This is a genomic window from Alterirhizorhabdus solaris, from assembly GCF_007785815.1.
Classification (GTDB): Bacteria; Pseudomonadota; Alphaproteobacteria; order Sphingomonadales; family Sphingomonadaceae; genus Alterirhizorhabdus; species Alterirhizorhabdus solaris.
Genome location: NZ_VNIM01000037.1, coordinates 1 through 11,128, shown reverse-complemented (window position 1 = coordinate 11,128; position 11,128 = coordinate 1). Strand labels below are relative to the sequence as shown.

The window sequence follows — 11,128 nt, the reverse complement described above, 5'->3', positions numbered from 1 at the left end:
TCGGAGGGACGGCTTTGACGCACGATGCGGACAAACTTGCGCTAAGACCGAACCGTTCAAGGAGATCGGTGACAGACGCGATAATCGCGGCGATGATCGGCGCTTCGGCCCCCGGGCATACCGCCGCGCCAGGGCCGGCGGTTCCGGCCCCGGTGCCGCCACGATCGAACACGATCGACCGGACGGCACCGTTCTACATCGATCTCGGCGGGATGGACCTGCGCGCGTCGCCGCCAATCCGCGATCCGCGCAACCCGCTCTACCCGCCGGCCACCGAGCTTCCCGACACGCAAGTCCCGCCGACGGATGCGATCGGCAACTTCATCATCGGGCCAACGCACCCCGCCGCGCCAGAGACGAAAGAACGTACCGGCATCGCTAAAGGACGGATCGAGACGTTCACGATGTCGTCGGCCGACAGCGTGATCTACAAGCCCGGCATCGCCCGCGCGGAGAATGGCTTCAATGCATCCGTGGCTGCCGCCGCGACGGCACCGGACGATTCCTCTAACCTGCTCGTCACGACGAGCCGCCCGGCCACCTGGACCCGTCCGGTCAGCGTCTATGTGCCGGCGGGATACGTACGCGGCACGGTCGCGCCATTCATGATCGTCGGCGACGGCGAATATCGCGGCGGCGGGCTGCTGGTGCCAACGCTCGACGCGCTCATCGCCGAGCGGAAGATTCCGCCGATCGTCGTGATCTTCGTCGGCTCCGGAGGGCAGGATGCGCAGGGCAGCCAGCGCGGACGCGAGTTCGACACCGTCTCCGGCACCTATGCGCAGTGGATCGAGAGCGAGGTTCTCCCTGCGGTCGAGCGCAACGTGCCGGTCAGGCTGACGCGTGACCCGGACGGCCGGGTGGCGATGGGCGGCAGCTCGGCGGGCGTGGCGGCGTTCACGATGGCGTGGTTCCGCCCCGACCTCTACCGCCGCGTACTCGCTTTTTCGCCCACCTTCGTGAATCAGCAATGGCCGCACGATCCCGTGCTCCCCGGCGGCGCATGGCAATATCACTCACCGTGGATGGGACCGGCTCTGCCCGTGCTCGCCGCGAAGGGGTTCGCGGCACCGACTGCGGCGAGTGTCGGTGCAGGGGCTCCGCTGATCCCAAATAGTCCACGCAAGCCGATCCGGATCTGGTTTGAAGTCGGCGACCAAGATCTCTTCTACCCCGTTCCGATGGCCGACGGCATGCACGACTGGGTACTCGCCAGCGAAAATATGGCCGCAGCCCTCGCGGCGAAGGGCTACCAGTACCAGTTCGTTCTGGCCCGGAACGCCAAGCACGTCGATCTTCCCACGATGGCGCAGACGTTGCCAAGCGCGTTGATCTGGGTGTGGAGCGGCTACCCGGCTCGCAGCAAATAGCCTCCCCGATGCTCCCGGCGAGGCCGCTGCGGCGTGGCTGTCCGCCGCACGAGCGGTGGCCAGTCACGGCAACCGCCCGAAGCGATTACGCCGGCAGCATCGTAACCCGGCCTCCCGCTTACGGCTCCAGGTGGACGACCGTGACCGAATGCGGCGGGAGGCGAAGCGTGAGCGAGCCGCCCTGCGCGACGGCGCGGAACGGTTTGGGGGCGACCGCGGCCGGGGCCTGAAAGGTGTTGACGGTGTTGAAGCTCGCCGCCGTCAGCACCTCGCCCTCCGCCCGGCTTGCCGCGACGCCGGGAATGCTGGCGGTCACGTCGGCGGGGTTGTTGGCGTCGAGGTTGACGAGCGACAGCCAGACCTTGCCGTCCTTTCCGCGTGCCGCCAGCGCATCGACCTTGGGCAGCGTGATCGCACCGACCTTATACTCGCCCGCATTGAAGGTGACGGGCAAGTAGGTCGCATCCTGAAACGGCACGTACATCCGGTAGACGTGGTAGGTCGGCGTCAGGACCATCTTCGGCCCCTCCGTCATGATCATCGCCTGCAGCACGTTCACCATCTGGGCGATGTTGGTCATGCGGACGCGATCGGCGTGACGCGAGAAGATGTTGAGGTTCATCGCCGCCGCGATCCCGTCGCGCAGCGAACTGTCCTGGATCAGGAACAGCGATTCCGTCCCCGCCCGGGGCTTCAGCCAGACGCCCCATTCGTCGACGACGAGCGCGACGTGTTTCTTGGGATCATATTTGTCCATGATCTCGGAATGTTTGGTGATCGTTCGGTCCATCCACTGCGTCTGCATCAGGACGGTGGCATAGCTCTTCTCGTCGAAGCCGGTCGCCGGCTCGTTGAACGGCAGCGAGCCCCAGGTATATTGGTGCAGCGAGATGCCGTCGATGTCCCAGTAGATCGGGCTGCGTGCCTTCCACGCCTTCATGATGATCTCGGTATAGGACGGATCGGCACTGTTCGGCCCGCCGGCGATGCGCTTCATGCCGTTGGGGTTGGCGGGCAGCGAGTCCATGGCCTTGCCCGTCATCAGATCCTTCGCGATCGCCGCGAAATCGACCTTCGGCGGCGCCTGATCCGGGTTCTGGTTGTGGACGAAATGCGCGAAGATCTTCATCTTCGTCACATATTCCTCGCCCGTATAGGGGCCGCCGCAGCCCCACATCTCATTGCCGAGGCCGAGATACTTGACCTTGTACGGCGCCTTGTGGCCGTTGGCGGCGCGCTCACCGGCAGCGGACGACGGCGCGACGCCGGTCATATAGTCCAGCCAGTCGGACGCCTCCTGCACCGTGCCGGACCCGACGTTGACCGAGATGTACGCCTCCGAGCCGATCTGCTGGGCGAAGTCCATGAACTCATCGGTGCCGAAGCTGTTCGGCTCGACCGCGTTGGCCCAGTTGGCGTTCACCGTCGTGCGGCGCTTGGCCGCCGGGCCGATGCCGTCGCGCCAATGATATTCGTCCGCGAAACAACCGCCGGGCCAGCGGACGACGGGCACCTTGATCGCCTTCAGCGCATCCACCACGTCGCTGCGGATGCCGCGCACGTTGGGGATCTTCGAGCCCTTGCCGACCCATACTCCGTCATAGATGCCGAGGCCGAGATGCTCGGCGAACTGACCGAAGATGTCGCGATTTATGACCGCGCCGGGCTTGTCGGCCTGGATGGTCAGCGTCCCCGGAGCGGTTGACGCGGCCGCCGGTGTGACGACCGGCGTTGCAGCCGTCTGCCCAAAAGAAGGAGTGGCAACCGCGAGCGCAATGGCCGCCGCGCCGCCCAGAAGGAAGCGCGCTTGTTGTGAAACGGTCCCGTACATCCTGAAATCCCCTCTCTCGTCGATCTATCGTCCAGTGCCATCGGCCCGGCATCAAGTGTGGATATCTTCAAATCGCCAGTGCGATCGTCTTCGCAATATCGAACCGGCCGCGCTGCCGGGCAGCCCGCCGCACGGCTGGCCGCCGCCGACCATATCGGAATCGGGCCGTCGAAATGTCACCGGCTCTGATCCTCGAACGGTTCGACGATCTCGCGGCGGGCGCGAAGGAAGGCATCGGCGACGAGCCGCAGCGGTGACGTATCCACGTCGCTGGCGCCGGCGCGGACCAGCGCACCGAACCGGGCGTAGAGTCCGGCATATTCGCGGTCCTCCCCCCGCTCAGTGCCGCCCGGCACCGTCAGCGTCGCCCCGCCTCCCGACAGTCGGCAGGTGCCGGCATCCGTCTCGACGATGATGTCCCAGCTTTGCGGGCCGGTCTGGCGCCAGTCGAGATCCATCTCGATCGGCGCCCCGGCAGTATCGCGGAAGTGCAGGTCGGCGGCGATCGGCGCCGCTCGGTTGGCCGGCATCGCCATCGTGGCCGATTGCAGGAAGAAGGGGCGCGGCAGGATGCGGGTCGCGATGGACAGCGCATTGATTCCCGGATCGAACACGCCCAGGCCACCCGGCTCCCAGATCCACGCCTGCCCTGGATGCCACACGCGCACATCCTCGCGCCAGACGACGCTTACCCGGTCGATCCGGCGATCGGCGAGCCACGCCCGCGCGGGTTCCACACCCGCAGCGAAGCGTGAATGCCAGCTCGCGAACAAAGTCACACCCGCATCCGCCGCATGGCGTTCGAGCGCCGCCACCTCGGCCAGCGTCGCCCCCGGCGGTTTTTCGAGGAACACATGGCGGCCCCGCGCCAGCGCCATCGCGGCGAAATCGTAGCGCACCTGCGGCGGCGTGCAGAGCGCCACCGCATCCACCGCCACACCGTCGTCGTCGAGCAACGCCTGCAACGATCGGTAGTGCGGCACGCCCGCCACGCGGGCATCGCTGCGGCTCACCGTCGCGGCAAGGGTGAAGCCCGGATCACCTGCGATCGCGGGCAGATGCTGATCGTGCGCGATCTTGCCCATGCCCGCGACGGCGATGCGGATCGGCGCGTCGCTCACAACGCCTGGACCGAAACGGCCGCAGCCTCGGCGCGCGCCAGCGGATTGCGCAGCGGCAGCGTGAAGGGTGCCGCCTCGATCTCGAACACGTCACCCGCCTGCGTGCTCACGCCGTCCGAGAAGGAGAGCGTCGCTGTGCCGAAGAAATGGACGTGGATGTCGCCCGGCCGGCGGAACAGCGCATATTTGAAATGATGCGCCTCCAGATTGGCGAAGCTGTGCGACATGTTCGACTCGCCCGAAAGAAATGGCTTTTCCCACAGCACCGCATCCCCCCGGCGGATTCGGCTCATCCCCTCGACATGATCGGGCAGCGCGCCGACCAGCAGTTCCGGCCCCAGCGCCGCCTGCCGCAGCTTGGAATGCGCCAGCCACAGATAATTGTGCCGTTCGGTCACATGATCGCTGAACTCGTTGGCGAGGCAGATGCCGAGCCGGAACGGCGTGCCGTCCGGCCCGATCAGATAGACGCCGGCCAGCTCCGGTTCCTCGCCGCCATCTTGGGCGAAGGCCGGCATGGTCAGCGGCGCGCCCGGCGCGACGAGCTGCGAGCCATCGCCCTTGTAGAACCATTCCGGCTGCTGCCCCGCCTGCCCGGCCACGGGCTTGCCGCCTTCGACCCCTTCGAGGAACATCCGCATCGAATCCGTCTTGGCTTCGGCGGCGGCAGCGGCGCGGTGCATCTTGTCACGCCCCTCGGCCGATCCGAGATGGGTCAGCCCGGTGCCGGACAACACCAGATGCGCCGGATCGGCATGGTCGATCGGGGCGATGATCGTCCCGGCGGCGAACTCGGCCGCCAGATCGACCGCATCCCCCGCGCCGCATGCCGCCACCGCCCCGACCAGATCGGTGCCCGCCGCGATCGCCCGCGATGCCAGGGCGACGACCGTCTCGACACCCGGCACGAACGCGGCCCGATCGTCGAAAGTGGCGATCACCGAACGCGCACCGCTTGGTTTGCGATGCTGCAACAGGCGCAGGCTCATCCTATCCTCCCTTTCGCCGCGCCCGCTCCGGGGCGGCGGCGCATAGCGTTCATCTCAGTTGCGCTTGCCGTCGATCAACACCGGCACATCGTTCGCCGTCCCATCGCGTAGTTCGGCGGGCAGCAGCGCGCTCGCCAGATTCTGGTAAGACACCGGCCGCAGGAAGCGATCGATCGCCAGGCTGCCGACGGATGTCGTGCGCGCATCGGACGTCGCCGGATAGGGCCCGCCATGGACCATCGCATGCGTCACCTCCACGCCCGTCGGCCAGCCATTGGCGAGGATGCGGCCGGCCTTGCGCTCAAGGATCGGGATCAGCGTCGCCGCGAGCGCTTCGTCCTCGGCGTCCATCTGCAGTGTCGCGGTCAACTGCCCCTCCACCTTTGCCAGCACATCGCGCAATTCATCCGCATCGCGGCAGCGCACCAGCAGCGAGGATGCGCCGAACACCTCATGCCCCAGCGCCTCGTCGCGCAGGAAGGCGGCCGCATCAGTCGCGAACAACGCGGCGCGGCCAGCGGCCACGCCCTCGCCCGCCTGCCCCTGCGCGAGAGTTTCAACATCCTCATGTGCTGCGAGCGCCTGGACGCCCTGCCCATAAGCCGCGTGGATGCCGCCCGTCAGCATCGTCGCGCCGACGCTCGCCTGCAGTGCCGCGACGGCGGCAGTGACGAAGACGTCCAGCCCCTCCCCCTCCATCGCCAACACCAGCCCGGGATTGGTGCAGAACTGTCCCGCTCCCATCGTCAGGGAACCGACGAACGCCGAACCCAGCGCCGCGCCGCGCGCGGCCAGCGCATGCGGCAACAGCACCACCGGGTTGATGCTCGACATTTCGGCATACACCGGGATCGGCACCGGCCGCGCCTGCGCCAGTTTGACGAGTGCGAGGCCGCCGCCGCGCGAGCCGGTGAAGCCGACGGCGGCGATACGGGGATCCTGCACCAGTGCCGCGCCGAGCGCATTGCCCGCGCCGACGAGATGCGAGAACACGCCTTCGGGCAAACCACTGGCGGAAACCGCGCGCCGGATCGCCTCCGCCACCAGCGCGCCTGCCGCGGGGTGCGCCGGATGCCCCTTCACCACCACCGGGCAACCCGCCGCCAGCGCCGATGCCGTGTCGCCGCCGGCCGTCGAGAAAGCGAGCGGGAAATTGGATGCGCCGAACACCGCGACCGGCCCCAGCGGCACCATCCGGAGCCGCAAATCGGGGCGTGGCGCGGGCTGACGATCCGGCAGTGCCGGATCGATGCGCAGGCCGAGCCACTCGCCCCGCCGCACCACATCGGCGAACAACCTGAGCTGGCCGACAGTACGGCCGCGCTCGCCCTCCAGACGCGCGCGCGGCAGGCCGCTCTCGCGCACGGCAGTCTCGATCAGCACGTCGCCGATCGTGACGATCTCGTCGCCGATCCGGTCGAGGAAGGCGGCGCGCGTCGCCCGATCGGTCGCGCGGTAGATATCGAACGCCGCCTCGGCGGCGGCGCAAGCGGCCGCGACATCATCGAAACCGTGAACCGCGAAAGCGTCGCTGACGATCGCGCCTGTCTGCGCGTCGATAGAATGCAGGGCAGGAGCCGTGGCTCGCACAAGCTTGCTCTGATCGGTCATCACCTTCTCCTTATACTCCGACTTAAATACGCGACCGCGATAAGGCAATCTCTCGTTCCACGATCGCCCCCGCGCTGTTAGCGGTACGCGCTGGAGATCAGCATGACCGACAAAGAACCCGAACCCGCCGGCGATCCGCCAGAAACTGCCAGCAATCCGCCGGAAGCTGCCGGGGTGGCACCCCGGGCGCCGCGCGGCACGGGCCGCCGGCTGCACGGCGCAATCGCGCACAAGCTCGGCACCGCTATCCTCTCGGGCGCGTTCGCGCCGGGCGATGTCCTGTCAAGCGAGGTCGCCTTTTCCGAAGCGCTCGACGTCTCTCGCGGCGCCTATCGGGAGGCGGTCCAGGTTCTTACGGCGAAGGGGCTCATCGAAAGCCGCCCAAAGGCGGGCACCCGCGTGCTGCCGCGCGATCGCTGGAACCTGCTCGATCCGGACGTGCTGGCCTGGGCCTTTGCCGGCGAGCCGGACGAAGCGTTCGTCCGTGAGCTGTTCGAGCTTCGCGGCGTCGTCGAACCCGCTGCCGCCCGCTTCGCAGCGGAGCGGCGCGACCGCAGTGATCTAAAGGCGATAAAGGATGCGCTTGCCGGCATGCGTCGCCATACGCTGGCAACAGAGGCGGGCCGCGCCGCCGATCGGGATTTCCACAACGCCATCCTGCGCGCCACCCGCAACGCCGCGATGATGGTGCTCAGCGCCAGCATCGGCGCGGCGGTGCATTGGACCACGCAATACAAGCAGCGGTCCCGCGCCCTCCCGCGCAATCCGATCCCGGATCATGCGAGAGTCTATGAGGCGATTCTGGCTGGCGATGCCGACGCAGCCGGCGCCGCCATGCGGATGCTGGTCGATCTCGCGCTGGACGATACCAGCATCGCCATGCGGACCGATCCGGTCTAGCGTACCACTTCGGGCGGCGGCAGCGCGGCCGTCGGCCGCGATCCCCAAGCCGCGTATAACAAGACATAAAGTTCGCACGCAGCGGTCAGCAGGAACGACCATTGCAGGCCGTAGGTATCGGCCAGCCAGCCCTGCACGATCACCAGCGCCCCGCCCGCGATCGCCATGACGAGCAGGCCGGACCCCTCCTCTGTCAGCGGCCCCAGTCCCCGGATGGCGAGCGTGAAGATCGTCGGGAACATGATCGAGTGGAACAGGCCGACCGAGATCAGCGCCCACATCGCGACATGGCCGCTCGTAAAGGTCGCCACCAGCATCACCGCGCACGCGCACAGGCTGACGAAGCCGAGCACCCGTTCCGCCGCGACTTTCTGCATCAGCACGCTGCCGACGAAGCGCCCCAGCATCATCCCGCCCCACAGCAGGAACAGATAATGAGACGCCTGCTCGTGCGTGAGGTTGCCGATCTCCGGCTGCGACACGAAGTTGATGAACAAGTTCGAGACGCCGATCTCGGCGATTAGGTAGATGAAGATCGCTGGCACGCCGAGCACGAGGTTGCGGTGGCTCCATAGCGACAGCCCCTTGCGCTCGGCCTTCGCCGAACGCCGCGTCGCGTTGCCGAGCGCCGGCAGCGGGAAGCGCGCGATCACGATCGCCAGCACGATCAGCGCCACGGCCACGATCAGATAGGGCAGTTGCACCGATTGCGCATCGGCTAGCCGTTCCGCCTGCGTCAGCGTCGCCGCCCCCGGCCCGCTGGTCCCCGAGGTGGAGCGCCCGAGGATCAGATAGCCGCCGAACAAGGGCGCTAGCGTCGTGCCGAGCGAGTTGAACGCCTGTACCAGATTCAGCCGCGACGAGGCGGTTTCAGGCGATCCGACGACGGCTACATAAGGATTGGCGGCAACCTGGAGCAGCGTGATGCCGCTCGCGATGATGAACAGCGCGGCGAGCGTGACACCATAGGAAGGGAGCCGCGCTGCCGGAATCATCAGCAGCGCGCCGGCGGCCATGATGCCGAGCCCCGCCACCATCGCCCGCTGATAGCCGATCCGCTCGATCAGCTTGGCCGACGGAATCGATGCGAAGAAATACGCGATGAACCAGGTGCTCTCGATCAGCGTCGTCTGCGTGTAGCTGAGCTCGAACACGCTGCGCAGGTGCGGCAGCAGCGTGTTGTTGATGACGGTGATGAAGCCCCACATGAAGAACAGGCTGGCCAGCAGCGTCAGCGCCGGCCGGTAGTTCGTGCCCAAAGGGGCAGCATCGCGCAGAACGGCTGCCGATCCGTTGACTGGTCCCGCCATACGTCCCTCCCCGATTCGCTTGCCAGAGCCGAGCCGATACGGCCGCAGGCGCGAACATCTTGCTCTTTGCTGGATTGTCGGACTAGATAAGGTAGCGAGGCGCGTCAACGGCGTTCGGGCAACGGGGGCGGGTGATGCAGAAGGCGTTCAACGCAGTGTGGGCGGCAGCGGCGATAATGGCGCTGGCGGTAGGCCCGGAGCATGCGTGGGCGGCGGATGCGCGGCGCGCGGCTGCCGGCAAACTGGCCGACGGCAGCAAGGTCGAGGCCGTCACCCTGTCCAATGCGCACGGCGTATCCGCGCGCATCCTTACCTACGGCGCAACGCTGCAGTCGCTGATCGGGCCGGACCGAACCGGCAGGCCGGCCGACGTTATCCTCGGGTATGACGATGCGGCATCCTACGAGGCACATCCCAATTATTTCGGCGCTACCATCGGCCGGTACGCCAACCGCATCGCCGGCGGAAAATTCGCGCTCGAGGGCAAGACGTACCAGCTGCCGCTGAACGACAAGGTCAATTCCCTGCATGGTGGCGGCAAGGGGTTCGACAAGCAGAACTGGACGATCGCATCGATCGCCAGCGGTGCGTCCGCGACCGTCGTGCTGAAGCATCGCAGCCCCGATGGCGATCTCGGCTACCCAGGGGCGCTCGACGTGACCGTCACCTACGCACTCGACGAAACAGGCGCGCTCACCATCACCTTTGCCGCAACGACGACGCAGCCGACCGTCATCAACATGACCAATCATGCGATCTTCAACCTGGCCGGCGAGGGTTCGCCCGAGGGTGTCACCTTCCACACGCTGACGATCCCGGCCGCAACCTATACCCCGGTCGACGCCGCGCTCATCCCGACGGGCGAACGCCGCCCCGTCGCGAACACCATCTTCGATTTCCGCCGTGCGCGGATATTGGCCAACGGCATCCGTGACGGGCGCGACGAGCAAATCCGCTTCGGCCGTGGCTACGATCATAATTTCGCCCTCGATAAAGGGACCACCGCCACGCCGCAGCTTGCGGCCCGGCTGGAGGATCCGAAATCCGGCCGCGTCCTCGAGGTTCTGAGCACCGAGCCGGGGCTGCAGGTATATACCGGCAATTTCCTCGACGGCACCTTCATCGGCAAGGGCGGCCACGTCTACCGGATGGGTGACGGCATCGCGCTGGAGCCGCAGAAATTCCCCGATGCGCCGAACCAGCCGGCGTTCGTCTCCGCCCGCGTGGATCCCGGCAAGCCGTATCGGCACGTCATGATCTACCGCCTCTCCACCGCCCGCTGACGGATTCCAGATGACCGCTTCGCCCGAAATCAAGTCCAGGCTCCGCTCGCGCGCCTGGTTCGACAATCCCGACAACATAGACATGACCGCGCTCTATCTGGAGCGCTATCTGAACTTCGGTATCAGCCTCGAAGAGCTTCAATCCGGTCGCCCGATCATCGGCATCGCGCAGACCGGCAGCGACCTCTCCCCCTGCAACCGCCACCATCTGGTGCTGGCGGAGCGCGTGCGAGAGGGCATTCGCGAAATGGGCGGCATTCCGCTCGAATTTCCCGTCCACCCGATTCAAGAAACCGGCAAGCGCCCCACCGCCGGCCTTGACCGCAATCTCGCTTATCTCGGTCTCGTCGAGATCCTCTACGGCTATCCGCTCGACGGCGTTGTCCTGACGATCGGCTGCGACAAGACCACGCCGGCCTGCCTGATGGCGGCGGCCACGGTGAACATCCCGGCGATCGCGCTGTCGGTCGGCCCGATGCTCAACGGCTGGCACAAGGGCGAGCGGACCGGCTCCGGTACGATCGTGTGGAAGGCGCGGCAGTTGATGGCGGCCGGCGAACTCGACCAGTCCGGCTTCATCAAGCTGGTCGCCTCGTCCGCGCCCTCCACCGGCTATTGCAACACGATGGGCACCGCCACGACGATGAACTCGCTGGCCGAGGCGCTGGGCATGTCGCTGCCCGGCTCGGCGGCGATCCCCGCGCCCTATCGCG

Annotated in this window: 9 protein-coding genes; 4 read left to right on the top strand and 5 right to left on the bottom strand. The window is 67.0% G+C overall.

From position 1 onward, the window contains the following. The first annotated feature begins 212 nt into the window (after positions 1 to 212). Positions 213 to 1,370: an alpha/beta hydrolase gene (locus tag FOY91_RS10545; protein ID WP_203234541.1), complete on the top strand. Its 1,158-nt coding sequence runs from the start codon at positions 213 to 215 to the stop codon at positions 1,368 to 1,370. Positions 1,371 to 1,488: 118 nt separating this feature from the next. Here FOY91_RS10545 and FOY91_RS10540 read toward each other — a convergent pair whose 3' ends face one another. The 4 genes from FOY91_RS10540 to FOY91_RS10525 form a co-directional block, all read right to left on the bottom strand. Beyond that, positions 1,489 to 3,201, bottom strand: a complete 1,713-nt coding sequence (locus FOY91_RS10540) for an alpha-N-arabinofuranosidase (protein ID WP_145151200.1) — start codon at positions 3,199 to 3,201, stop codon at positions 1,489 to 1,491. A 176-nt stretch (positions 3,202 to 3,377) separates the two neighbouring features. After that, positions 3,378 to 4,322, bottom strand: a complete 945-nt coding sequence (locus tag FOY91_RS10535; protein WP_145151197.1) for a Gfo/Idh/MocA family protein — start codon at positions 4,320 to 4,322, stop codon at positions 3,378 to 3,380. Then, positions 4,319 to 5,311: an AraD1 family protein gene (gene araD1, locus FOY91_RS10530; protein WP_145151194.1), complete on the bottom strand. Its 993-nt coding sequence runs from the start codon at positions 5,309 to 5,311 to the stop codon at positions 4,319 to 4,321. Before araD1 ends, FOY91_RS10535 begins: the two co-directional genes overlap by 4 nt. Before the next feature lie 54 nt (positions 5,312 to 5,365). After that, entirely contained in the window at positions 5,366 to 6,922 is a 1,557-nt protein-coding gene (locus FOY91_RS10525; RefSeq protein ID WP_145151191.1) for an aldehyde dehydrogenase (NADP(+)), read from the bottom strand. Between the two features lie 102 nt (positions 6,923 to 7,024). Here FOY91_RS10525 and FOY91_RS10520 point away from each other — a divergent pair, with 102 nt between their 5' ends. Continuing rightward, positions 7,025 to 7,822: a FadR/GntR family transcriptional regulator gene (locus FOY91_RS10520; protein WP_145151188.1), complete on the top strand. Its 798-nt coding sequence runs from the start codon at positions 7,025 to 7,027 to the stop codon at positions 7,820 to 7,822. Here the strand turns inward: FOY91_RS10520 and FOY91_RS10515 are convergent. Beyond that, the gene (locus FOY91_RS10515; protein WP_145151185.1) at positions 7,819 to 9,132 is read right to left on the bottom strand and encodes a sugar MFS transporter; all 1,314 of its coding nucleotides are present in this window, start codon (positions 9,130 to 9,132) and stop codon (positions 7,819 to 7,821) included. The genes FOY91_RS10520 and FOY91_RS10515 overlap by 4 nt on opposite strands. A gap of 176 nt (positions 9,133 to 9,308) precedes the next feature. Here FOY91_RS10515 and FOY91_RS10510 point away from each other — a divergent pair, with 176 nt between their 5' ends. Both FOY91_RS10510 and FOY91_RS10505 read left to right on the top strand, forming a co-directional pair. Then, positions 9,309 to 10,415, top strand: coding sequence for an aldose epimerase family protein (locus tag FOY91_RS10510; RefSeq protein ID WP_420822879.1), 1,107 nt, complete (start codon positions 9,309 to 9,311; stop codon positions 10,413 to 10,415). Positions 10,416 to 10,425: 10 nt separating this feature from the next. Continuing rightward, positions 10,426 to 11,128 (top strand): dihydroxy-acid dehydratase domain-containing protein (locus FOY91_RS10505; protein WP_203234540.1); only part of this gene is annotated, 703 nt, incomplete at its 3' end.

Coding starts and splice junctions, on each gene's coding strand:
- FOY91_RS10545 (WP_203234541.1), top strand. CDS start 213: ATGGACCTGCGCGCGTCGCCGCCAATCCGCGATCCGCGCAACCCGCTC.
- FOY91_RS10540 (WP_145151200.1), bottom strand. CDS start 3,201: ATGTACGGGACCGTTTCACAACAAGCGCGCTTCCTTCTGGGCGGCGCG.
- araD1 (WP_145151194.1), bottom strand. CDS start 5,311: ATGAGCCTGCGCCTGTTGCAGCATCGCAAACCAAGCGGTGCGCGTTCG.
- FOY91_RS10525 (WP_145151191.1), bottom strand. CDS start 6,922: ATGACCGATCAGAGCAAGCTTGTGCGAGCCACGGCTCCTGCCCTGCAT.
- FOY91_RS10520 (WP_145151188.1), top strand. CDS start 7,025: ATGACCGACAAAGAACCCGAACCCGCCGGCGATCCGCCAGAAACTGCC.
- FOY91_RS10515 (WP_145151185.1), bottom strand. CDS start 9,132: ATGGCGGGACCAGTCAACGGATCGGCAGCCGTTCTGCGCGATGCTGCC.
- FOY91_RS10510 (WP_420822879.1), top strand. CDS start 9,309: ATGGCGCTGGCGGTAGGCCCGGAGCATGCGTGGGCGGCGGATGCGCGG.